Annotated in this window: 23 protein-coding genes; 8 read left to right on the forward strand and 15 right to left on the reverse strand. The window is 41.5% G+C overall.

The window, feature by feature from the left end; all coding sequences use genetic code 11:
• Positions 1-152: 152 nt before the first annotated feature.
• Positions 153-764: a TetR/AcrR family transcriptional regulator gene (locus R2B77_RS16820; protein WP_203247784.1), complete on the reverse strand. Its 612-nt coding sequence runs from the start codon at positions 762-764 to the stop codon at positions 153-155.
• Between the two features lie 193 nt (positions 765-957).
• Here R2B77_RS16820 and R2B77_RS16825 point away from each other — a divergent pair, with 193 nt between their 5' ends.
• Positions 958-1,695: an SDR family NAD(P)-dependent oxidoreductase gene (locus tag R2B77_RS16825; protein ID WP_203247785.1), complete on the forward strand. Its 738-nt coding sequence runs from the start codon at positions 958-960 to the stop codon at positions 1,693-1,695.
• Between the two features lie 279 nt (positions 1,696-1,974).
• On the forward strand, positions 1,975-3,195 hold the full coding sequence (locus R2B77_RS16830) for an MFS transporter (RefSeq protein ID WP_203247786.1): 1,221 nt from the start codon (positions 1,975-1,977) through the stop codon (positions 3,193-3,195).
• Positions 3,196-3,314: 119 nt separating this feature from the next.
• Here the strand turns inward: R2B77_RS16830 and R2B77_RS16835 are convergent, their stop codons facing one another.
• Entirely contained in the window at positions 3,315-3,941 is a 627-nt protein-coding gene (locus tag R2B77_RS16835) for a hypothetical protein (RefSeq protein WP_203247787.1), read from the reverse strand.
• A 162-nt stretch (positions 3,942-4,103) separates the two neighbouring features.
• Positions 4,104-5,165: an LLM class flavin-dependent oxidoreductase gene (locus R2B77_RS16840; protein ID WP_322555764.1), complete on the reverse strand. Its 1,062-nt coding sequence runs from the start codon at positions 5,163-5,165 to the stop codon at positions 4,104-4,106.
• A gap of 316 nt (positions 5,166-5,481) precedes the next feature.
• On the opposite strand from R2B77_RS16840, the gene R2B77_RS16845 reads away from it, so the two are divergent.
• A complete protein-coding gene (locus R2B77_RS16845) occupies positions 5,482-6,669 on the forward strand; it encodes a DUF4317 domain-containing protein (RefSeq protein WP_203247789.1) in 1,188 nt (395 codons plus the stop codon).
• A 113-nt stretch (positions 6,670-6,782) separates the two neighbouring features.
• Here the strand turns inward: R2B77_RS16845 and R2B77_RS16850 are convergent, their stop codons facing one another.
• Positions 6,783-7,949 (reverse strand): acyl-CoA dehydrogenase family protein, encoded by a 1,167-nt coding sequence (locus R2B77_RS16850; RefSeq protein ID WP_203247790.1) that lies wholly within the window; start codon positions 7,947-7,949, stop codon positions 6,783-6,785.
• 195 nt (positions 7,950-8,144) lie between these two features.
• On the opposite strand from R2B77_RS16850, the gene R2B77_RS16855 reads away from it, so the two are divergent.
• The 3 genes from R2B77_RS16855 to R2B77_RS16865 all read left to right on the forward strand — a co-directional run bounded on the left by R2B77_RS16855 (position 8,145) and on the right by R2B77_RS16865 (position 10,816).
• A complete protein-coding gene (locus tag R2B77_RS16855) occupies positions 8,145-8,420 on the forward strand; it encodes a hypothetical protein (protein ID WP_203247791.1) in 276 nt (91 codons plus the stop codon).
• Between the two features lie 781 nt (positions 8,421-9,201).
• Positions 9,202-9,987 (forward strand): MerR family transcriptional regulator, encoded by a 786-nt coding sequence (locus tag R2B77_RS16860; protein ID WP_203247792.1) that lies wholly within the window; start codon positions 9,202-9,204, stop codon positions 9,985-9,987.
• 139 nt (positions 9,988-10,126) lie between these two features.
• Positions 10,127-10,816: a hypothetical protein gene (locus R2B77_RS16865; RefSeq protein WP_203247793.1), complete on the forward strand. Its 690-nt coding sequence runs from the start codon at positions 10,127-10,129 to the stop codon at positions 10,814-10,816.
• Between the two features lie 121 nt (positions 10,817-10,937).
• Here R2B77_RS16865 and R2B77_RS16870 read toward each other — a convergent pair whose 3' ends face one another.
• The 10 genes from R2B77_RS16870 to R2B77_RS16915 form a co-directional block, all read right to left on the reverse strand.
• Positions 10,938-12,119: an amidohydrolase gene (locus tag R2B77_RS16870; RefSeq protein ID WP_203247794.1), complete on the reverse strand. Its 1,182-nt coding sequence runs from the start codon at positions 12,117-12,119 to the stop codon at positions 10,938-10,940.
• Positions 12,120-12,133: 14 nt separating this feature from the next.
• The gene (locus tag R2B77_RS16875; protein ID WP_203247795.1) at positions 12,134-13,522 is read right to left on the reverse strand and encodes an MFS transporter; all 1,389 of its coding nucleotides are present in this window, start codon (positions 13,520-13,522) and stop codon (positions 12,134-12,136) included.
• 191 nt (positions 13,523-13,713) lie between these two features.
• Entirely contained in the window at positions 13,714-14,322 is a 609-nt protein-coding gene (locus R2B77_RS16880) for an ABC transporter ATP-binding protein (protein WP_203247796.1), read from the reverse strand.
• A complete protein-coding gene (locus tag R2B77_RS16885) occupies positions 14,312-15,235 on the reverse strand; it encodes an ABC transporter ATP-binding protein (protein WP_203247797.1) in 924 nt (307 codons plus the stop codon). Before R2B77_RS16885 ends, R2B77_RS16880 begins: the two co-directional genes overlap by 11 nt.
• A gap of 63 nt (positions 15,236-15,298) precedes the next feature.
• Entirely contained in the window at positions 15,299-16,159 is an 861-nt protein-coding gene (locus R2B77_RS16890) for an ABC transporter permease (protein WP_203247798.1), read from the reverse strand.
• Positions 16,156-17,115, reverse strand: coding sequence for an ABC transporter permease (locus R2B77_RS16895; RefSeq protein ID WP_232843473.1), 960 nt, complete (start codon positions 17,113-17,115; stop codon positions 16,156-16,158). The genes R2B77_RS16890 and R2B77_RS16895 overlap by 4 nt, the downstream gene beginning before the upstream one ends.
• Positions 17,116-17,158: 43 nt before the next feature.
• Complete coding sequence (locus R2B77_RS16900; RefSeq protein ID WP_203247800.1) at positions 17,159-18,772, reverse strand: ABC transporter substrate-binding protein; 1,614 nt, start codon at positions 18,770-18,772, stop codon at positions 17,159-17,161.
• Positions 18,773-18,895: 123 nt separating this feature from the next.
• Positions 18,896-19,315 (reverse strand): nickel-responsive transcriptional regulator NikR, encoded by a 420-nt coding sequence (nikR, locus tag R2B77_RS16905; RefSeq protein ID WP_203247801.1) that lies wholly within the window; start codon positions 19,313-19,315, stop codon positions 18,896-18,898.
• Between the two features lie 302 nt (positions 19,316-19,617).
• Positions 19,618-20,385, reverse strand: coding sequence for a peptidoglycan editing factor PgeF (gene pgeF / locus R2B77_RS16910; protein WP_203247802.1), 768 nt, complete (start codon positions 20,383-20,385; stop codon positions 19,618-19,620).
• 4 nt (positions 20,386-20,389) lie between these two features.
• Complete coding sequence (locus R2B77_RS16915; RefSeq protein ID WP_203247803.1) at positions 20,390-20,995, reverse strand: TetR/AcrR family transcriptional regulator; 606 nt, start codon at positions 20,993-20,995, stop codon at positions 20,390-20,392.
• A gap of 190 nt (positions 20,996-21,185) precedes the next feature.
• On the opposite strand from R2B77_RS16915, the gene R2B77_RS16920 reads away from it, so the two are divergent.
• Positions 21,186-21,944 (forward strand): SDR family oxidoreductase, encoded by a 759-nt coding sequence (locus tag R2B77_RS16920; protein ID WP_203247804.1) that lies wholly within the window; start codon positions 21,186-21,188, stop codon positions 21,942-21,944.
• A gap of 117 nt (positions 21,945-22,061) precedes the next feature.
• On the opposite strand, the gene R2B77_RS16925 is transcribed toward R2B77_RS16920, so the two are convergent.
• Positions 22,062-22,868 carry a YitT family protein gene (locus R2B77_RS16925; protein ID WP_203247805.1) on the reverse strand — a complete coding sequence of 269 codons (807 nt, stop codon included), beginning with the start codon at positions 22,866-22,868 and terminating at the stop codon, positions 22,062-22,064.
• A gap of 633 nt (positions 22,869-23,501) precedes the next feature.
• Here R2B77_RS16925 and R2B77_RS16930 point away from each other — a divergent pair.
• Positions 23,502-24,241, forward strand: a 740-nt coding sequence (locus tag R2B77_RS16930; protein ID WP_322555765.1) for an RNA-guided endonuclease TnpB family protein, incomplete at its 3' end; no start/stop codon positions are given.

The following is a 24,241-nucleotide window of genomic DNA, read 5'->3' on the forward strand; positions in this document are numbered from 1 at the left end:
ATCCCCTAGCGCCAAGCGTTGTTAGAAAGCTTCTTTTATTCACTCTCATAAATTATTCTTTTAAAAAATAAAATAACTATTGACTAGAGGTAAGAAAGCGTCCGTCTGAAGCGTAAATCAACGTTTTTCGGATTTTATTGTTGATTGTTCAATTATGAAGTTGATTCATCCTTATATTTAAACGAATAAATATGTGTTTTTGATAGATCAGTTACTTCTTGGATAAACTCCTCTTGCGTTTCTTTGAAATCACTTGTAATCCAGTTCAGTAGAAGCCCATAAAAACCATAGGCTGTGTAACGTTTAAAATAATCCATGTTGACGGTGATATTGTTAATCGTTTCGAAAACAAACTGTTCCTGGTAAATTTTTAATATCGTTTGAGGAAATCTGGTATGTAATCCTGGTAAAGTGTCTTCGAATTTAATCAATTCAAAAAAATGTCTGTGCTCATAAATGAACGACACGATATTAAAGGATGATGCATTTAGCTTCGTAGTATATACTTTTTGTCCAGGTACATAGGGTTTTCCTACTGAATCTTCTAACCCTTGAAGCATGGAGTCGAGTACATCTTTCGCAAGCTCTATTTTGTCTTGGTAGTGGACATAAAAGGTACTCCGATTATACGCAGCATAATTTACAATGTCTTTTACAGAAACGGAATGGTACCCATTCTTCTTCGTGAGTTCAATGAGTGCTAGCTTTAAATGTTCTCTTGTTCGGTTTCGTCGCTGAGATGTCACAATTTGTTGGTCATTCATCAAAAAAACCTCCCGAAAATAGACAATTCAGTTCGAAGTGTCTACTCCATAGACACTTCGTCAACTTTTAATGATTGTTACATATGAACAAAATAGTACAATTAAGTTGCAGATGAAATAGCGCAAATATTGTATCTTTTTTTGGGTAAAATATAATTGTGCTATGGATATTATTATACTGGAGGAATCAATTATGGGGAAACTACAAGACAAAGTAGCCGTGATTACTGGTGGAGCATCTGGTATCGGTGCAGCAACAGCTCGTTTATTCGTGTCAGAAGGAGCCAAAGTGGTTCTTGTTGATTTAAATGAAGAAAAAGGAAAAGCTTTTGAAGAAGAATTGAAAGCGCTTAATGCCGAAGCACTATTTGTAAAAGCAAATATTACAAGTGAAGAAGATGTAGCTGATATCTTTAAACAGACAGTTGAAACATTTGGTAAAGTGGATGTTGTGTTTAATAATGCAGGTATCGGGCGTGTTCATTCTTCCCATGACTTAGAGTACTCTGAGTGGCGGAACACAGTAAATGTTGATTTAGATGGTGTATTTTTAGTAGCACGTGAAGCAATTCGTGAGATGTTGAAAGCGGGTGGCGGTACAATCGTGAATACTGCATCTATGTACGGTTGGGTTGGTTCACCTGGTTCAGCAGCTTATAACGCAGCAAAAGGTGGCGTGATTAACTTAACACGTTCGCTTGCACTTGAATATGCAGAACAAAATATCCGTGTGAATTCACTATGCCCAGGTTTCATCGATACACCAATTATTCCAGAAGAAAGTAAAGAAGTGTTAAAATCGATGACACCGATGAAACGTCTTGGTCGAGCAGATGAAATGGCGAAAGCTGTATTATTCATGGCGAGCGATGATTCCTCATTCATGACTGGCAATAGCTTAACTGTTGATGGCGGTTATACAGCTCAATAATTATATAAGTAGAAAGAACAGCTCGTTTTACTTTGCCCATCATCGATTTAGGTGATGGGCTTTTAGTATAGGTAACCAAGTGAGTGTATTCATTAAATAAGTCAAAAATATAAGGTGTGTATCTAGAATATCGTAGTGTCAATTGCGGTAGAACCGTTTACTAAGACTTACAAAGATAGAAACACAGCTTCATATAGACTCTCCCAACCATTATTGGTAGTATAAGACAAGCGACACTACTTTCAAATAATGCGGAATAATGCAGATATGGAGAATAAAATGAAGAAATTTGTATGGATTGCTTGTCTAATTTATTGCTTGAATGGGTTTGGTCATATTATCATAGGGACCGTTTTAGAACCGATGGTGGATTCGTATGGGATTCATTATAAGGATGGCGGACAGCTGATTATGAATCAGTTTTTGGGCTTTTTAGGTGGGGTTATGCTTGCGCCGCTTATCGTCAATCGGTTGGGGCGGAGGATGACGATTTTTCTTGCATTATTGGTTTTTGCCCTTTCCCAGTTTGTGTTTAGCGTTTTACCTAATTGGAATGTGATGTTAGCTATCGCTCCATTTGGTGGGGCGGGAATTGGGATTGCCGAGACAATTGTGGCTGCTCTTATTATTGGCCATTTAAAGGAAAAGAAAGCGAAGACACTTGTCATGGTTGAAATCTTTTTTGGAGTCGGCGCATTGGCGATTCCGGTCATTTCTGCCTTTTTGATATTGACAGGTGTATGGAGTTTTTCGTTTACATTTGTAGCCGTGTTTGCTTCGGTCATTATGCTACTCTGGTTACTTCTTCCGTTTGGAGAATTGGATTCAGTTTTAAAAAGGCAACCGAAAGTTTTACCTGAAGACGGGCATAAACCAGCGAAAAAACGTTATTCTAAAAGGCAGTTGCCGATTATTGCGACGGGTGCGGTGTTTTTCTTTATGTATGTGGGAACTGAAATGGTGTTGCCGAACTACTTGCCAACCATTTTGAGCAAAACAACGAGTTTAGACGCTTCCACGCTGGCTTTGAGCATTACAGTCTTTTGGGCAGCGATGACCATTGGGCGTATTAGTATGACAGGTATCATCGATCGAATAGGCTATAGCAAGCTCTTTGTGATTTGCTGTATAGGTCAGTTTTTCACCATTTTGATGTTTGCTTATTCAACCTCAGTCACATTTAGCTTTATCTCCATATTTTTAACGGGTCTATTAATGGGTGGCGTTTTCTCCATGGGCCTCTTGATTGTGAATGAAACGTCTAAAGGATTAGAGGAATGGACAACAAGCATATTGATGGCAATGGGGGGATTAGGCGGCGCATTCCTGCCAAGAATTGCTGGCGAACTAATCGATCGCCACCCAATCAGCGTTACGCTATGGGCACTTGTATTATGTACCTTTGTTCTTGCGTGTTTAATGGGCATCATTTTTTACTTTAGGAAAAAGGCGATCCCTACAATACACGAAAGCTCGGAACGTTCGTTACTTGAGAATTGAATCAACTCGTAAACAAATAAGATGTCTGGTTTTCAACAAGTAATATCGTGTTGGGAACCAAGCATCTTATTTTATTTTACAACTAACGACTCGCGACTGGATACCAAAGCACATGCGTATCATTCACATCTATACCTAAACGTAGGCTCTGTCTGAATATAAAAAGCATTTCTGACTTGTGCAGACCAATTTGCAAAGGCTGATCTCCATTCGGGTGTTTTAAAGAATTGCTCAACAGTCTGTGTTTCAGAATGCCAAACTATAAATAGGTTGAGCGGGGCAATTCCTCCTGCCCAAATGCCATTATTTGCGTCAGTATCTTCCTCTCTTACTAATAATAAGGGTAGTCCAAATTGAAAAGCCATGGAAGGCTCTACTTGTGAATAAACGGATCCTTGCCAGACCGGAGTGGGCGGTGGAACGGGGCCTGTATTGACGTCAACAGTTTCAATTTTAAAACGACGAAAGTTTGCTGCCAACATTCCATAGCTTGATGAAACTAACCGGCGAATATCAGTTAAAATGGATTCGGGATAACTTTCGCTTAAGGGTAATGTACGCGGAAAAAGCAAAGCATTCTCAATCTCTAAAATTAAACGGTTTAGAAACCGCTGCTGGTTGTCATTTAAATGCGTTGTCGTACTTAAAAATATGGGAATACGATAAGCACGGTCAATACATTCTAGGTGTGCTGATTCTATTTTTTCTTTATCTTTACGTAAAGAGCTATGCTCATGATTACTCATGATTTCACCTCCTTTTTCAATAGTATATGAAAAAGGACAAAGTTAGCTTGGACACAAAAATTAGATTCCGCAATACAGTAAATTCACGAAAAAATCCGAGTAAACTCAAACTTAAAGTGCCTGATTCTAAAATAATAGAACCAGGCACTTTTTTAGCATGATTTATAGTGTATTTTCTGTTTCCGCTTCCCATCGCTTAATTTCAGCCTTTACGATTGGCGCTACTTTTGTACCTAACAGCTCAATCGCCCGTAATACTTCGTCATGTGGCATAGACCCGACTGGAACATGGAGCATGAAACGTTCAACTCCGACATTTTTACGAAGGAAAATGATTTTTTCCGCTACTGTCTCTGCGTCTCCTACATACAATGCGCCTTCCAAGCTACTTGCCGCCTCAAAGGTGTTCCGTGTATATGGTCCCCACCCACGTTCTCTGCCTAACACATTCATCGCTTGCGCAGTGGACGGGAAAAACTGGTCTTTTGCCTCAGCTGTTGTTTCTCCAACAAAACCATGCGAATGCGAAGCGACTTTTAGTTTCGAAACGTCATGTCCCGCCTGTTTAGCAGCTTGCTTATACAAATCAACGACCTGCGCAAACTGTAACGGACTGCCCCCTATAATCGCGAGTACTAGTGGCAATCCAAGAATTCCTGCACGCACTGCAGATTGTGGCGTGCCGCCGCTTGCAATCCAAATGGGTAGGCGCTCTTGTTCAGGCCGAGGGTAAACGCCTAGATTCGAAATCGATGGACGATGATTTCCATTCCAAGTCACTTTTTCCGATTCATTAATTTTCAGTAATAACTCTAGTTTCTCATCAAATAATTCGTCATAATCCTGTAAGTCATAGCCAAAAAGGGGAAACGATTCAATAAATGAACCGCGACCTGCCATGATTTCCGCACGTCCATTTGAAATGGCATCAATTGTTGAAAATTGTTGATATAAACGTACCGGATCATCTGATGAAAGGACGGATACGGCACTTGTCAATTGAATGTTTTTCGTCCGTGCTGCCGCTGCCGCGAGCAAAACAGTTGGCGCAGAACAAGCGAAATCCGCACGATGATGCTCACCTACTCCGAACACATCCAATCCTACCTGATCCGCTAGCACAATTTCCTCCACCACTTCACGTATCCGCTCCGCATGGCTCGTCACTTGACCCGTCTCTACATCCGGGGTTGTTTCAACAAACGTCGTTACACCAATTTCCACTTTGGTTTCCTCCCTTTTTGTCGAATATGGGGTATTCCCCTTGACCTTCATTCAGTCCTTACGTTGCATACCCAGTATAAATTAAGCAGAATGGCTTGTATATTAACTAGATTCTGAGACGGGTCAATGAATAAAGTGGAGGTACTGATTTGATTCCGAAGTATGTGAGAACAGGGTGCCCGATTTTAGACGCTCAACATCCAAAACATTGCTATAATAAGAGGGTGTCAAATGCAGAATGAAAGCTTTGACGCTCTTTTTTACGTTCAAAACGTGAGTTTTAGGTTCGATATGCTAGTTGGGAGTTGAAGTTGAGATGAACAAGAAGGATATTGCAGCGATTCGCAAGCAATTTAAGTTGGATACGGATTTACTGACGATTACTGAAATTTACAAAGTGTATATTAGGCAGGAGAGCAGTGAATTTTATCATGAGGAAAGTCAGCCATTTTCCCTTTTGGATAGGGAGCAGCAGGAGTTGTTTCTGAACAATTTTAAAAAAGTGTTGGGTGGAAAACTGGGGTTGAAGCTATTTGAGGTGAAGTTTCGACAGCAAGAGGAGGAGCAAACGGACCATACGCAACGACTTTTATATGAGGGACTCCAAACGGCTGAGGTAGAAGATTGGAAAGAGAATATGCAAAGCATCGCTGAAAAGATGGTGCAGGACGTTCAATATGAAAAGGACATCGTTGTGACTTTCATTCGCGGGACTTATTTTAAACCGACGAAAAGGAATCATGAGGAAGAGGAAGTCGCCAAACGGGATGAAGTGTACAAGAACCCGTTCATTCTCTGCAGTATGAATCAGACTGAGCTGCCGAAACGATCACTTGTATTTGATTTCAATGAGAAGGAATTTAAGTCGCAGGACATGCTCGATCCGATTATCAATTTAACATCTCCAATCGGTGGATTTTTGTTCCCAGTCTTTACGGACAATGCGGCAGATGTCAATCACATCTTGTATGCTGCGGGTAAAGCGAATAAGCCGAATTACGAGTTTGTCGAGAGTGTGTTGGACGGTGAAGAGGTGATGACTGCTGATGATGATAAAGCGGTCTTTGAAGAAATTATAAAAGAAGTAGTTGGGAATGAAGTGAGTACCAAAACCCTTGCCAGTGTCTATGATGAAATCAACAGTATGTTGGTTGTAGAAGATGAAGGTGAAGAGGAATACCTTCCTGTTCTGGACACGAAAGAGGTGGAACGTGTGCTGAAGGCGAGTGGTGTGAAAGATGTCAGCTCGGAAAAAGTGGAGAGGGCATTTCAGACTGTAATTGAAGACAAAACCTATGAAATGCAGGCAAGCCATATCATTCCAAGTTACACATCCAAGTCCATCAAGATTGAAACGAAAGTGGCAAATATTGCGATTAGCCCGCAAGACTTGAGATATGTGCGACAGGTCACTGTCAATGGCAAACGTTGTATCTTGATTGAGGTGGAGGAAGACACTGTGATTGAAGGGTTTACGCTGCTTCCAGAAGAACTGGAAGAGTAGTTGCCACTTAGCATCTCTTTAACTGTAAAGAAGTCCTTTACGTGAAAAAGTACCACGTCCTAAACCGATTCATCGTTTAGAACGTGGTATTTTTATTCCATAAGGGATTGCTGCTATGGGAGTTTCGTGTCCTTGTCTTGTTCAATGGCAGACAATGCCAACTTTTTGATGGTCATGTCATCCATTGGGGGATTATGTAAACCTGCTCGGACATCGCGGTAGTGTCGTTGTAAAGGATTGCTGCGCTGCAGACTTTTGGCGCCGACAATTCGCATCGCTTTATCGACAATCGTCACAGCCGAGTTGGTGACGGTATGTTTGACGACGCCCATCTCATTGGACAGTAGATGTCTGCGAGATTTATCGTCATACACTTCTGCGACGCTATATATCAGATGTCTTGCTTGTGTTAACGCTAAATCCATTTCCCCGATGAGCTGTTGAACGTTCGGTAATTGGCTGATGGGGCCGTTTAGACTGTTTGGCTTATGGTTATTGGCGAAGTGGACGGCGTAATCACGCGCAGCTTGTGCGATACCGAGATAACAGGCGGGAATGTGAAGAAGCCAAGCGTTCATTGTCCCGCCACTTGGTGCATCTGGAAGTTCAACAAGCTTGGAAGCATCGACGATGACGTTATCGAGCACTAGATCATGACTTGCGGTTCCACGCATGGAAATCACATCCCACGTTTCTTCAATGGTGAGCCATTCTAAATCCTTATGCAGCAGAAAGAAGCCAATCTTTTGTTGTTCTTCAATCCAGGCAGATGTTAGAAAATAGGTGAGAACGGGGGAGGCGGTTGTGAAAATTTTACGTCCTGATAGAACCCAAGCCCCATCTTTCTGGATGGCAGTTGTTCCAGGGCGCCCACCTCGCGTCGGACTTCCTGTTTGTGCTTCACTTGCTGAACGATTTATCAACGCTCCGTTTAGTACTTCCTTGGCTAAAAAGTCTAAGTTGTCGTCCGTCCAAAGTTTTTTCTCGAAAAGCTCGCCAATTACCCCGAGGTTCCAGCCGATGGAAAGGGCTGTGTTTGCGTCGAAACTAGCAAGTGTTTCTTGGAGAAGCACCATGTCATAGATGGTTAATCCTGCACCACCATAGGCTGTTGGAAGCGTACTGCTGGTATAACCGATATCCACCAACGATTGAATATTATCTTTTGGAAAGATGGATAACTCATCAATTTCGGCTGCTCCTTTTTTGAATGCGGCTTCTTTGTCATATAGTTTTTGTAGCCATTCTTTTTGACGTGCTGTTTTCACGAATAAATGCATAGTATTGCGCCTCCTCATGTCGTTGAAAATGAAAGTAAGATTATATGATGATTATAATCCATATTTGTTTAGTTGGCTTTGAAAGAGCTACTTATTAAAAAATTGAAATAGGCTCCTCCATGCATACTTTTAGGATATTTTACAATACTAGGCTCACCGTAACTTATCTTATTTGCAGGAAGGGAAGAGATATAAATGGCTAAGCGCTCGGACACAAGTTGGAAAAAGGATAATCCAAACACTTTTTTAAGCAACTCTGTTCAAAAGGCGGATCGTGCGGTGAAGCAAGCGATGTCACATCCAGAGGAGATAGCAGTTGAGCATGCTTTCAATTCGATTTCACGTGCAGAAAAGGCATTTTCGAATGTAGAACAACATAAGGAGCAGCCGAATTCGGTCGAGCAAAACAAAGAACAGTTAGACCTGATGAAGCAGCAATTGAACGATGTCCAGGAGATTGTGGAAGAGTAATCCTATATGACAATGCCCCCGTAGGTGTCGTAAAGTTTATGGGGGTTATTTTATGTCTACCTTGTTGTATGAAGCGATTAAATTAATGATTTCGTTTCGCCTCTTTCACTGATACTATCTCGGCGTCTACTCCGTATTCTCCCCTGATTACTTTCCTTGCACCGACTGGAGTTCTCGCAGTGACTTGTTTGAACTCTCTTGTTCCGTTTAGTTCCATTTCCACAAGGAAGCATTTTGATCCGCACATCATATGAATCCCTCATTTCTTAAGTTTTTCATTTTCTTCATTGTAGGCTAACTCCGCTTTAATAGGAAATCTACTGCTATAGTAACATTGAAAAGATCGCACAATCTCTAGCGATGGCATTCCGTTATTCGTGAAATTCTTCAGATCAGTCCATACTCGCTTTCTCGATTTCCACATACTATAATTAATGATAAACGTATTCCTTAATTTGTAACTTTGTCGAGGGATAATAGCATAAAGTTGAACTTCTTCGTTTTCATTAAAAGATGATTCCAGCCAATGAAATGTATCAACGCCGGCATACTTTTTACCACTGATTAACAAAACATGTACCAATAAGTAATAGGTAATGACAATCTTACATCCTGGATTGATTATCAACATGAACTGTCTTCAACGATTAGGGCAGAAAATTGAAGATGTTTACTTGGATTTTTTTTCTATTACTACACTACTAAAATTGAAATCAAAAAAGCCCTTGCGGTTGACGTAACGTCAAGTGATATAGTTCAAACTGAAAGGAAGTGAATAACAATGGAGAAAGAATACTCTATTGGAGAATTTGCAAAACTGACAGGAATTACTGAACGTACACTGCGTCACTACGATCAGATTGGGCTGTTGAAACCTTCGGAGTACACGGAACATGGACATCGGAAGTATAACAACAAATCCATTGTACAGCTTCAAAAAATAGCTGTACTAAAATTTTTGGATTTGCCGTTGGTAGATATTTCTGAACATCTCAAGCAGCCTGAACAGGATTTTTTGAAGACACTGGAAACTCAGGCAAATATGCTGGAAGAAAAAAAGGTGCAGATTGAAACAGTTTTACAAACCATTGACCGCGTTCAAAGAACTGTTTCAGAATCAGAAGCCGTCGATCCTGATTCACTGATAGTACTCATTCATGCATTGAAAAATGAAGAGGCACGAAACCGCTGGACCAATGAGCATGCGACCGACTCGGTGTATAATAAGTTACACTCGCATACGGCGCAACTAGAATTGGATAAGGAAATGACCGTGTGGACTAGTAAAATGAAGCGATTCATTCAAGAAGGAAAAACACCTAATGATCCTGAAGTGCTTAAACATACCGAAGCCATGATATCGTTTATGAAGCCTATGGTCGAACCCCTTTTAGATGATGAAGATAGGAAACAGCTCATGAATAGTGAAGGTTCTTTCGTAGAGCCTAACCCTTATTTATTTCCTAGTGCTTTTAACAAAGAAGAGGAGAAATTTGTGGAAAAAGTGATTGATGAGCTGATTAGCAGTAAGATAAACAGTGATCGGCATACTGGTGAAAAATCATAACGTTCACCAAATCGTTCTTCAAGAACAAGCGCGATTATTAAAGTGCAAAAGTCTAATTGTCATCTCATTGGTAAATGCAGTGGTGCATTCTTGTGACTGTAATCAAAAGATAAAATAATTGGAAAAGAGGCTGGTATTCATGTATTCGTTTAAACATGTTAGATGGATTGTTCTAGGTTTGCTAATGCTACTACTTGTCGCCTGTACTGGAACACCAAAGGCTACTCCAGACTCTCCAATTGAACAATCAGAGGAACAAGAAGAACAGGAGCAAGAATCTGAACCTGAACAGGAACAGCCAAGTGAAGTGGAGGAAGGGGTGCCGCCAACTGTATTGGAAGCAGGCACAACAGTCGTAAGAGCGCTTAAGAATGGTGATCTAAACACACTCGCAGCTTGGGCAGATCCAAATGAAGGTGTTCGGTTTTCACCATACGGATATGTGGATACGGAGTCGGATCTTATATTTTCCAGGGATGAGCTAAAGGGTTTGATGAAGGATCCTACAGAACACTTATGGCGGTCATTTCCTGGTTCAGACACGTTAATCAAGATGCCATACAGCGAATACCATGAGACATTCGTATATGATGCAGATTTCATGGAGGATGCTGAAATTGCAGTAAATGAGGGCATTGGGCAAGGCGCCATGATTTACAATGTGAATGAAGTGTATCCGAAAGATGCTTATGACTTTGTTGATTATCATATTGACGGCGTCGATCCTGCTGTTGAAGGGATGGATTGGCGCAGCCTACGTCTCGTCTTTAAGAAAATCGGAGATGACCGTGCACTTGTTGGTATTATTCATGACCAATGGACACCGTAAGATAACAAAATCTTTGATCAAGTGTCAAATAAATAAGGTGTCTGGGTCTAAACAAGTAAGAGTTGTTTGAGAACCAGACGTCTTATTTTATTCAAATATTGACTTCCCAAAAGAAACCGGCTTATCCCTGCACACTACACACAACCTGCCCAACAGCTTTTGCTGCAACTAAGAGTGCATCTTCGTCGATATCAAATTTCGGATGGTGATTGAAATAGGGGTTTTCAACGCCTTTTGGTGAACACGCAATATAAAAGAAACAAGCAGGGAATTTTTCAGCATAATAAGCAAAATCCTCGGAAGGCGCCATTGGTGGTACTTCTTTGACCTCTGTAATTTCTTTCACATCCGCATTTCTTAGTGCTTCAGCCACTTTTTCGGTCAGCTCAGGATTGTTGTATAAGGGCGGATAATCCGGCACGTACATAAGTTCACAGCTGACACCGAACTCTACTTCAATTCCTTTGACAAGACGTTTTATTTCTCGTTCAATCGTTTCTTTCGTTTCAACAGTCATATAACGGATATCACCTTCTAGCGTTACGCTATCTTTAATGACATTAAATGTACCAGCTCCGTCAAAGGAACCGATTGTAACGACGCCGATGTCAAATGGACTTAATCTGCGGCTGATGATGGTTTGAACTGCAGTTACAAAGTGAGCACCTGCAACAATTGCATCATTTGCTAAATGCGGTGAAGAACCGTGCCCCCCTCTGCCTTGTATTTTCAATTTCATATATGCCCGTCCGTTGAAAGCGTAGCCCTTATTGTAAGCAACCACTCCAGCAGGAGCGATGGGTAATAAGTGAATGCCATACACCTCATCCAGATCATCTAGCAGTCCGGATTCGACAATGCTTTTTGCTCCACCTGGTGGAACCTCTTCAGCATGCTGATGAATGATTTTAATCGTTCCCGCTAGTTCTGATTTCAGTTGAATTAAACAATCGGCAAGCACTAACAAGTAAGCTGTATGACCATCATGTCCACATGCGTGCATGACACCTTCATTTTTCGACTTGAACGGCACGGGCGTTTCTTCCACAATTGGAAGAGCGTCAAAATCTGCGCGCAATCCAATTGTTTTTCCAGGTTTTCCACCTACGATTGTTACAATAATTCCAAAACCGTTCCCGACGTTTGTTTGGACATCGACGTCTTTTCCTTTGTAAAAGTCCGCAATATATTGGGCTGTTTGTTCTTCTTGAAACGATAATTCAGGATGTTCATGTAAAAAACGCCGAATTTGAATCATTTCATCTTTACGTTCATCCAACATTTCCATTAATTTTTCTTTCATATCAAAATCACCCCTTATTTAGCATCACTTTTACCGGCATTATTTGGGACCATGAAGATAATGGACAATAATGCAATCACCGCGAAAATTACATTGGCAATAATACCTCCAGTTGCCGCTGCATCTACGCCCGCCTTGTTTGCAATCATCGCATAGACAGTCGCGGAAATGGCGACTCCAAAAGCAGAGCCGAGGGAACTTGCCATCTTATAAATCCCTGATGCTGCTCCAATTTTATCGTTAGGTGCATTCGAAACCGCGGTGTCTGTAGAGGGTGTTGCATAGATCCCTAATCCCAAACCAAACAAAGCGAATCCTATAAATACAACAACTGTATAAGCAACATCCGGTAAGAATGTTAAGCCCATCACCCCAACACCGATCAGCGTCAACGTTGTACCCCAAAGCATTGGTTTCTTCGCCCCAATTTTTTGAAGAATCTTTTCCCCAACACGAATCATGGCAAGTACGGCAATGAGATAACCTATAGAAAGCATACCCGATTGAAAAGATGTAAAACCCCTTCCTTCTTGTACATATGTATTCGCAACGACAAGCGTTCCGGCAACAGCATTGAGCAAGAAGTTTGAAACGGTTGCACCGGTGTATGGCGTGTTTTTAAATAATCCAAAATCGATGAGCGCATTCGATTTACCACTCTCAACTTTTATAAAGATAATCGCCCCAATGACTGCGACAACTAACAGTACGATAGTTCTCCAGTTTGTCCAACCTATTTCAGCACCTTGCGTAATAAAAATATTTAAGGCTAACATGGCTACAATGAAAACAAGTAGACCGCTAAAATCAAACCTCGAATCACCCGTTTGTTTTGCCTTACTCTCAGGTGTGTCTTTTATTAACCATAAAGCAAGAATGGCAAAGATAATCGAGAAGATGAAAATCCATTTCCATCCCATATAGGTTGCAATCGCTCCACCTAATAATGAACAAACACCAGAACCACCCCAAGAACCAATTGACCAGTAACTAAGTGCTCGCTGACGTTCAGCCCCTTCAAAATACTCTTTCACCAAGGCAATCGTTGCAGGCATAATACAAGCAGCCGACAAACCTTGAATGATCCGACCGATAATGAGTAATATTGCCCCATTTGCTAACACTAAACAAAGTGAACCAACGATACTTAAGAGCAGTCCGATATTCGTTATTTTCTTCCGCCCTATTTTATCGGCAAGACCACCTGCCGCGACGATAAAAATCCCCGAAAAAAGTGCTGTTAAACTAATGGCGATGTTTAATGTCCCTGAAGAAACACCCAGATCCTTTTGAACCGCGGGGACTACGTTGACCATTGCTTGAGCAAAAAGCCAAAATGTTAATACACCAAACACAATCCCTATAATCAATTTATTTGTCCCTTTATAGGTGGTTGTCATCATTTGCTCTCCCTTATTTTTTGACCTCCATTCATTCTTTACTGAACAGCTTATTCTATGCATGAATCGACTTGAACAACTAGCATAAAAAAGCCTGATTTCTCCTCTTGGTTAAAGGAGAAATCAGGCTTGCAATACTATTCATCTGTAGCTTTGACACTGCAAATAAGTAAAAAATAACCGTAAACCTTCAATTATGAATTGGAATGATCCAACTCAATCACACGGTGGCATAATCTTTGCATCAACTTCTCTTCATGGCTGACTATGATAATTCCCATCTCTCTCTTTTTGGCGATTTCAAGAACAGCCTGCCAAATTTGTGCCTGTGTAATCGCGTCTAGCATTGTTGTCATTTCATCTGCTATTAAAAAGCGAGTATTGGAGCCCAATGCTCTCGCTACACAAAAGCGTTGTAACTCTCCGCCAGATAGCTCGTTTGGCCAACGGGTCAACCATTCCTGCTCAATGCCCAATAAATCTAACAGCTCAGGATCAGGCTTGCCTACTTCATTCAAAACCTTTTCCATTTTCCAGCGTGGATTTACTGCTTTTTCCGGATGCTGAAAGACTAGCTGCACGGGATGAAATCCTTTTTTGGATACCGGTAAACCATTTATGGTGATGCTTCCTTCTAGCGGTTTTTCAAATCCTGCTAAAATCCGACATAATGTTGTTTTACCGCGTCCGCTAGGGGCTGTGAGTCCCACAATTTCGCCTGGTTCAATCGTTAAATTGACGCCTCGAAATAACCAAGGTCCATTGCCATAGCGGAATCCGATATTTTTTGCTTCAAGTTGCATGGATACACCTCACCATTCCATTCCGAAGGTTACGCATGTCCGGTTGTGCCTGACTACATTCAGGAGTTGCCATAGGACAACGAGGTGTAAATAGGCAACCCGATGGTAATGCATTTGGATGAGGTTGTGAACCCGGAATGGGTATAAAATCATTTTGTGGCAACGCTCTCCATAACGCCTTACTATAAGGATGACGCAATGCCTCACCATCGCCAGCAAAGTCATCGACAGAGGCTATCTCCACGGTGGTACCCGCATAAAACACAGCAATTTTATCGGCAATTGTTAAAGCGGATTCAATATCATGCGTGATGAGCATGACTGCACATCCATTGTCTGCAAATTCCCTGAAATTGCTCAACGCTTCTTTGATGACAACAGGATCTAGTCCCGGTGTAGGCTCATCTGCAATAATCACCTTTGCTCCACTGACAATTGCAGTGGATAGAAGCGTTCTTCGCGCCATACCTCCTGAAAGCTGAAACGGATACATGCTCTCTACATTCGATTGTAAGTGAAGCCGCTCAAAAACTGCTCGTTGTGCTGCAATTGCATCTCGATCCTTTACAGAAGTCCGGACTTGGTTCCCTACACGCATCAGTGGATCCAAATAGTTTACCGATTGAGGAATAAGTGCAATGTCCTTCCCGCGTAATGACGCTTGCCGTGCAGCAGTAAGCACCTCTCTATCATATGTTATTGTCCCACTGACAGTTGAATTGTTTGGCAGTATTCCAAGAATGGCGTGGGCCAACAAGCTCTTCCCAGAACCACTGGCTCCCACAACCGCTAGAATTTCACCTTCTTCAAGCGTAACATTTAAACTTGAAATGACATTCACACTTTCCTGTTTCAAACCACCTGTATATTGATTAAATGATATCGATAAATTTTCCACTTCAAGGATTGACATTCGTTACCTCCTCAGCAAACGAATAGGACGATCTGTATTTCATCATCCTACTCTCTTCCTGTCTTACTTTTCATTAGCTTTAGTAGGATCTATAAGCATTCGGAAACTTTCTCCAACCGTCTCAAATGTTCGTACGATAATTAGTAAGCAAAGTCCTGGGAAAAAGGCGAGCCACCACATACCCGAAGACAAATACTTCATGGATTCTGACAAAATTATTCCAATGGCTGGCTCGTGAGGCGATAACCCCAAGCCTAAAAATGTAACTGCAGCCTCATGTAAAATCACATGAGGAAACATCAACATGAACCCAATTAACAATTGGGGAATCAAATGGGGAAAAATATGATGTCCAGCAATCCACCAACGGGATTTCCCCATCTGCTGAGAAATCTGCACATATTCAGCTGAACGAATTTGCATAACTTCTGCTCTAATAACCCGTGCAAGACTTGGCCAATGCGTTAGCATAAGCCCAATTACAATCCCTTTAAATCCACCACCCAATGTAAAGGCAATCAAAATCAGCGTTACAAGATGTGGCACACTTAAAAAAAGGTCAATGAGCCACGTAATGAAACGATCTGCCATTTTCCCCATTGTTGCTGCAGCCATACCAAGGATAAGAGCAATTGACGTACTGCCAATTGCTCCAAGCAACCCTACGCCCATACTTAAGGAAAGTCCCATAATTGTACGGGTAAACATATCTCTACCTAACCAATCTGTACCGAAAAAATGGGCTAGTGAGGGGGCTAAATTTCGGGCATTTAGATTTGTAGCAATCCTTTCTGGATCAAGCAATGTACCGCCTACTACAACACTTAGTAAGATAACTGTTGCAACTACAATCGTCAGCAGCGTTCGCTGTCTTCGATTCAGATAAAATCTTTTCATCTTTCCTACTTTGAGGCTTGGAATCATAGCGTTCGACTCTCCCTCGTTCTCGGATCTACAACATAGTAGATCATATCGGCAATTAAATTTCCTGCAAAAACAAAAATCGTACTAAATAGGACTAATCCTAGTAAAAGAGGCACGTCTCCTCTTAAGCCTGCCTCAACGGTTGCTTGTCCAAGACCTGGATAAGAGAATACTTGCTCCGCCAGCACGGCTCCCCCAAACAATTCACTAAAAGCGGCAAATTGTAAGGTGATGGCAGGCAAAGCAACATTCCGTAAACCATGTCTCCAAAACAGGAGAAACCCCCGTTCACCTCGCGCCCTCGCGAATAGCACATAGTCACTCGCAAGAACTTCGATTAGCTTTTGGCGCGTATGCAAAGCTACATTCGCAACACCAAGAATGCTAAGTGTCATCGCTGGAAGTATGAGGTGTTGGATTCGGTCTGCTAACGTGACATCTTCCGCAAGAACTCCTGCTGGAACACCCAACCCGATTGGGAACCAACCGAGCCACACTGCAAAAACAATTAGCATGAGAAGGCCCATCCAAAAGGTAGGTGTCGACGCAAGTGTGTAACAATACCATTTAATAATTCGATCCATCCAAGTGCCCTTTTTCATGGCAGACACAACGCCCATGACAAAACCGATAACTCCCGACAATACCCAAGCGGTCAGCATCAAGACCAGCGAGTTCAAAAATCGCTCCCCGATGATTTCAGACACTGGACGACGGAAAATCATTGAGTTTCCTAAATCACCTGCAAGTAAAGCAGACAGCCAACTAAAAAACTGTACCATAACGGGCTGATTGAGCCCCCAATACTCAGCAATTTTCTCTCGCTGTTCAGGTCCAACCTTTAGCATATCAGCACCAATGTAGGCCTGAATCGGATCAACCGGAGAGTTCTTGATTAATAAAAACGAAATTAAGCAAATCGCAAACAATAATGTTAGCATTCTTAAACCTTTCATCAACAGAAAGACTCCGACCCTAGCACCAAAACTTTTATTCACATTATTGACTCCATTTCCAATCGACTATGTTGTCTGTAGCGGGCCAACCATGCCCATGGACATGGATCCGCTGCTCCCCGATATCAAGACCTTCTTTCACTAAGTACAAATGGTCGATGTTCACCAGCCACGACCATGCCGCATCACCTTTTCCACTCAAACCAGTCTTGCCATCCCATTGCGCTTTTTTCCAAAACTCAATGGCTTCTTCTTCGCTATTCGCTCGAAGTGCTTTCTTAAAGTACGCATCTACTGTGTCATTTTTATAATATCCGGTATTATTGTACTCCACACCGGCATTATCGCTACTATAGATGTTGTATAATTCGTGTGGATCATGGCTTCCCCAGCCCATCAGTACAGCCTCTGAATACATTTTCTGACCGATGATATCCCAGCTTGCACCTTCTACTTTAATGTTGATACCAAGTGGTTTTATCATATCTGCAACTGAAATAGCAAGGGATTGTCTAGTCGTATCACTTGCTGGATAATAAAGATTGAACTCTGCTTTCAGAGAGCCTTTTTCAAGAACTCCATCTCCATCGCTATCTTTCCATCCTGCTTCTTCCAACAGTTTGCGAGCCCCGTCCATATCTGCATCTTCAATGACCGTATCCGGATTCCACCAAGGAAGTCCGTCAACAGATGTATAAGCTGGTGTTCCGTACCCTTCTAATACCCCGTCAATTAACGCTTGTCGGTCAACCGCAATATCGATTGCGTGTCGAATCGCAGCGTCCGCTGTTACATTATTGCCAATTGGGAAGCCGTCATTTGTAAACTCGCCCGACTTTACAAATGGAAATACGATTCCCCGATTATCAACAGTTTTAACAGTTTCTAATTCCATGCCTGGCACTTTCTTATTTGTAAATGCAGCTGGGATAGCGGCGAGGTCGACTGTACCTGCTTGAGCCGCAGCAAACGCAGCATCTTCATTTAAGAATACAAAGGTTATTTTTTGGAAAAACGGCTTTTTGCTATAGTAGCTAGGATTCGCCTTCACAATCATCTGTTGCCCTTTATCCCATTGAACGAGTTCATAAGGACCTGATCCGATCGGATTCTCCGCATACTCTTCGCTATATGCATGCTGTGGTACAATTCCCGTTGCAACCAATGTATTGATAAATGTAGATTGTGCTTCCTTTAACGTGAATTCCACTGTCGTATCATTCAACGCTTCAACTTTCTCTAATACATGTAAATCGACAACCGATCCACTGTCGGCAGCTTTTTCAAAAGTAAATTGCACATCTTTTGCTGTCAAAGGCTCACCGTCTGAAAATTGGACATCATTGCGTAATGTAACAGTCCAGACCGTTCCATTTTGAGTCACCTCATAGTCTTCCGCAAGATCATTAACGATGGCCAATTGATTATCTCTTTTTAACAGTGTACTTTGGAAGAGAGGTGACCCGTAACGCCCCCATCCGGTGATTGGATCAAATCCCGTTTCCGGCTCAGAACCGAAAGCGAGTACAAGCTCGTCCTTTGGTCTCTCGTCATTGTTTTTATTTTTATCACTTGTTTTAGATGATGAACATCCTACTAACATAATTGATATAGCTAAAGTAGCTATTCCTATGAATCCCAAAAATTTCTTTGTCAAAACGTACACTTCCTCTAAGCATATTATTAATCTAAAATCCTGTCACAACCGCCGGGGGCTTAACAGGGAGGAATTGAACTTCATTCCTCCTTATTCAGCAAATGTACCTGTAGCTGAATTAAGTTAAATTTGTTCTACAGGTGCGACTGTGAAATTCCCATAGGAAACACCTTTCAAACTCGTCAGCTTATGACTGAGCTCCTGAATATCTCTTGCTTTCCCTTTGACAACAATCAGCTCAAGGCAGCTATCATGGTTCAAATGGAAGTGTGTTGTAGCAAGGATTACATCGTGCACACTATGTTGGATTTTCGTCATTTCTTCAAGTAAATTGCGTTGGTGATGGTCATAAAACAAAAGAATACTTCCTGCAATGATTTGTTCTCCGTCTTCCCATGTTTGTTGAATAATCGCCTCTCGGACAAGATCTCTAATCGCCTCGGAACGGTTTTCATAGCCCTTTTGTGTGACTAAATGGTCAAACTTTCGAAGTAAGCTTCCCTCCATTGAAATACCAAATCTTTTTAACGTTGAGTCTTGCATACCTAAACCCCTTTATATTTATTAATTAGTAACACGTTTTTGGAAATTCGTAACACGGCAATGCATAGTGAATGACATTATACCCCTCTAAATCACGCGCTATGATGAAAAATAATAAATATGAAGACAATCCCTTGTGTCAAGCAGAGGCAGTCATGTAGAAGTTGGATTACCATCTTGCGGAAGTTAAAAATAATCATAGAGGACGGCTAGAAGCATTGTGGATTAAACTGAACGGTCCTCTATGATTATAAAATTATTCGTGCCGATTATCAATCACTTCGCATGAAAAACTGGCGATATTACAAAACCCCTTTTCTCACAGCGAAACTCAAATGTCTTCCACATTGCTTATGTTCACGATAAGAAAAACCGTTCGGACTAAGATATGTACAAGTCCGATCAATCGTAATCTGTTCCGTCGGAATCCCGGCCAACTCACATTGTCTTTTCACGGTTAGTTGATTATCAATATGATATTTAGCTGTGCCCTCATGAAGATATATAAATTCATCTGCATAGCCAAGGTTCTTGAATTTCACATAAACATCTTCATCAACTTCAAACTTTTCTTGACTGAGCGCTGCGCCAATCTGGATATGGAAATCACTTGGATTACATTGTTCAACTTGTGTTAAATGCCTAAAAAGCTTCATGGTAATTTCTTTGACGGTGCCTTGCCAACCAGAATGGACAACACCGACAAGTCCACTCACCTCATTATAAAAAATCACGGGAACACAATCGGCGGTGAAGCTACATAATACGAGATTGGGCTCATAGGTGTAGAGGGCGTCTGTATCTGCAATGGCGGTATCCATTTGCTTCGCCCCTCGTCCTTTGTCGGCGAACGTTACACGGTGGAAATTGTCGCTGTGGGTTTGATTGGCGCAAACGAAATCGTTCAGCTCGTAGTGCAAGGATGCAGCGAGTTTCTTACGGTTTTCTACAATGTAATCAAGGTTTTTGCAGGCGTGAAGCGCCATGTTGTTGTGCTCGAGCTCAGTGCCGTCTTTCATGGTCATTCCTACTATGAATTTATTGTTGTTTACGTAAATGTTTGTTGTCATATGATCATTGCTCCTTCTGGAATGAATGATTAGGAATCCGCTGAATAATTGCAAGTAATTGCTCGGCCATATAGTCCGATGTATAAAGAAATTCACTATCAATCCATTCAATAATCATTCCCCAGATGGCGTATGCTTGATAGCTGGCCAACATTTTAGGATTGATTTTAGGATTGAGGGGTGTATGCGATTGGGATAGATCTTGAAAGAGAAGTTGCGTTAGTTCGTCGCAGATTCGGGTCTGGAACCCTGTTAAACTATTTGACCTCCCGAGTAATGTATAAAAGTTGGCGTATGTCGTTACGTGCTGAAATATTTTAATGGCTGAAGCGGTCAGTTGGCTCACATCAAAGTTTTCTATCTCGTCATAGGGAGCACGGTATGATTCAGTTAAGCCTTTCATGACATCATCAATTATTTCCTCCAACAACTCTTCTTTATATTGGTAATGTTTATAAAATGTTCCGCGATTGAGGTCGGCTAGCTGCACAATGTCTGTGATGGAAATTTTTTTGAAATCCTTTGTTTGCATTAAGGATAGAAGTGCTTCTTTCAGCGCAGCTTTGGATTTTCGAATCCTTCTATCTACACTGGTTAATTGGTCAGACAAAGCTGTCACCCTCTTTTTTGTAATAAATCGACAAAACCCTATCAAACTGTATGCTAATCAACGATTGACTCGTTATTTGCTGATTGAATGTAGTCGTTACGATTGATTATACTATAGATGAAAGATAATCAACATCTGTTCACTAACGTAGTTGTGAAAGCGTACTTAAATTGATGGAGGAGGAATTAACATGAAACTTCAAGACAAAGTAGCAGTCGTAACAGGGGCCGGTTCGGGTATGGGGAAAGCAATTGCGATTCTTTATGCACAACAAGGAGCAAAAGTAGTCGTATCTGACATTAATAGCGATTCGGCCAATGCAGTTGTAGAAGAAATTAAATTGGCTGGCGGGGCAGCGATGACGGTCGTGGCGAATGTAGGGAAAGAAGAGGATATTCAGAACCTAATTGATACAACTGTTAGCACGTATGGCACAGTGGATGTATTGGTGAATAATGCCGGCATTATGGATAATTTTGAACCTGCAGGAGATATTGAAGATGACAATTGGGAGCGGATTTTTGCGATCAACACGACAAGTGTGATGCGTTCTACTCGTAAAGTGTTGCCGATCTTCTTGGCAAAAGAGCAAGGTGTCATTATTAATATCGCTTCTGCTGGCGGATTATACGGAGCTCGTGCTGGTGCGGCATATACAGCTTCCAAGCATGCAGTGGTTGGCTTTACAAAAAATACTGGCTTTATGTACGCGAAGAATGGCATTCGATGTAATGCGGTTGCGCCAGGCGCGGTTGAAACGAATATCAGCTCTTCGATGACAGGCGTCAGTGAGTTCGGTATGGGTCGTATTCAACCAGGACTTGCAATTAACCCAGGCCTAGGGAAGCCTGAAGAAATTGCGAAGGTCGCGCTGTTCCTTGCTTCGGATGATTCAAGCTTTGTGAATGGTACGGTTATTACCGCAGATGCGGGATGGACTGCTTATTAATCAATTGTATAATGCCCCATTTGAAACAACATTGAGTTGTTTCGAATGGGGCATTTTTTGATAGGTCATGAACTGTTCGGAGAAACCGAATAGTTGAGAGGGAAAGAGAACCGGCAGTTAATTCACATGAAACTTGCCATCAACCTCGACCGTCTCATAAATATTAATAAACGCGTCTTCGTCATGCTTGCGCACAATTTTTTTCACATGCAGTGTTTCGTAACGTGTGACGACCATCATTAAAATATCTTTTTTCTCTTGCGTATAGCCCCCGTATCCTTCTGTAATCGTAATGCCACGATAGATGGATCCCAGTAGCTCGTTGCGGATGAAGTCACCTTTTGTGGTGACAATTTGCATCGTTAATTTGACATGATCGGTGAAAATGGTGTCGATCATTTTACCAGTGATATAGATGGATAACATCGTATATAATGCGAGTTCCCAGCCGAAGAAAAATCCGGATAGTAGTACAATGATGCCGTTCATTCCAGTTAGAAGAAGGCCAATGCTGAAAGAGCTTGTGCGAGAAACGATAATAGCAATGATGTCTAAGCCGCCGGAAGTTCCCGAATACTTAAGAATAAGACCCACACCAAGACCGCCAATGCCACCGCCGAAAACCGTAGACAGCATGATGTTATCCGTCACTGCAACGACAGGTATTACGTATAGGAAGGCTGAGAGTGACACGACACAAACCATCGTATTAACGGTAATGGTTTTACCTAGTTTGTAGTAGCCTAGAATGAGCAAAGGAATGTTGAGCACAAGATTCAATAGCCCTGTATTAAAGGGTGTGAGTAACCCGAGTAAGATGGCAATTCCACTAATGCCACTGCTTAAAATACCGAAAGGCACGAGGAAGCAGTTAAATGCAAACGCAACAATGAGCGAGCCGAGAACGACAATTAAATTTTTCATAACTAGTAAATCTCCTTCCAACCTCTGTAAATAAAAAAATCGACCCAAAGTAGGGAGGAGTTTGCGCTCGTGATTTTATTCATACGTACACATATAACGATGGAAAACCGTCAAAGCCGTGAATTTAGAGCTGTATATCTTTATAGAACAGGGTTCTTAGCGTACTTTTTTCCGCTAAAGACTTTTGTGATTAGCTGTTAATTTAGCAGAGAAAAATGGGTGTGTCAATCTATGTTTTTCGGGGTATATAAAAAGTATAGATAATGCGATGAAGTGTTGCAAACATTGAACTATTCTGTGTAATTGAATAGTTGGAATCCATGGGAAATACAGCGTGGATTTTCTTTTTATATTGTGCGATTTGGCGTTTGATTCTTATGTGGTTTGTTGGAACTTACTTGGAGGTTGTCCCACGCCACCAGATGAATACTATTTGATATACTGGTGCTATCTATTTGTTATGAAAGTTTATCTATTTACCAAAAGAAGACTCTCACTTCAATCACTTAAAGGGCATAGCCCAGTGATAAGTGGGAGATGAATTTCGGTTGGGCGATAGCCCAAAATACTAGCGTTAAAGGAACGTATATTCTATAATTAGATTAAAGTTCCTTTGAAGCGAGGTGGAAGTCCATGCAGATTAACAAAGCCTATAAGTTCCGTATCTATCCAAATAAAGACCAACAAGTTCTCATTGCTAAAACAATTGGATGTAGCCGTTTTGTCTTTAATCACTTTTTGGATAAGTGGAATCACGTCTATAAAGAAACAGGTAAAGGACTAAATTATGGAACTTGTTCAGCTGGGCTTCCCTTGTTGAAAAAGGAATTACCCTGGTTAACAGAAGTGGACAGCATTGCCCTCCAATCATCTGTCCGCAACCTCGCAGACTCATTTGACCGTTTTTTTAAGAAACAAAACAACGTACCTCGTTTTAAATCAAAAAGAAATCCTATCCAGTCATACACGACAAAATACACAAACGGTAATATTGCGGTTATTGGCAATGCCATTAAATTGCCCAAGCTGGGGCTTGTTAAACTTGCCAAGAGCCGCGAAATCACAGGGCGTATACTAAATGCGACCATCAGAAGAAATCCAAGTGGAAAATATTTTGTTTCCATTCTTGTTGAAACAGTAGTTTGTGAGCTACCTAAAACCAATATTTCGATCGGTCTTGATGTGGGTCTAAAGGATTTCGCCATACTGTCAGATGAAACTGTCTATGAAAACCCGAAGTTCTTTCGCACGTTGGAAAAGAAATTAGCCAAAGCACAGCGGATTCTATCAAGAAGAAAAGAACAAGCGATACGTCAACAGAAACCTATGCATGAGGCGAAGAACTATCAGAAACAACGAAGAATAGTCGCTTG

The organism is Sporosarcina beigongshangi, assembly GCF_033485195.1.
GTDB lineage: Bacteria > Bacillota > Bacilli > Bacillales_A > Planococcaceae > Sporosarcina > Sporosarcina beigongshangi.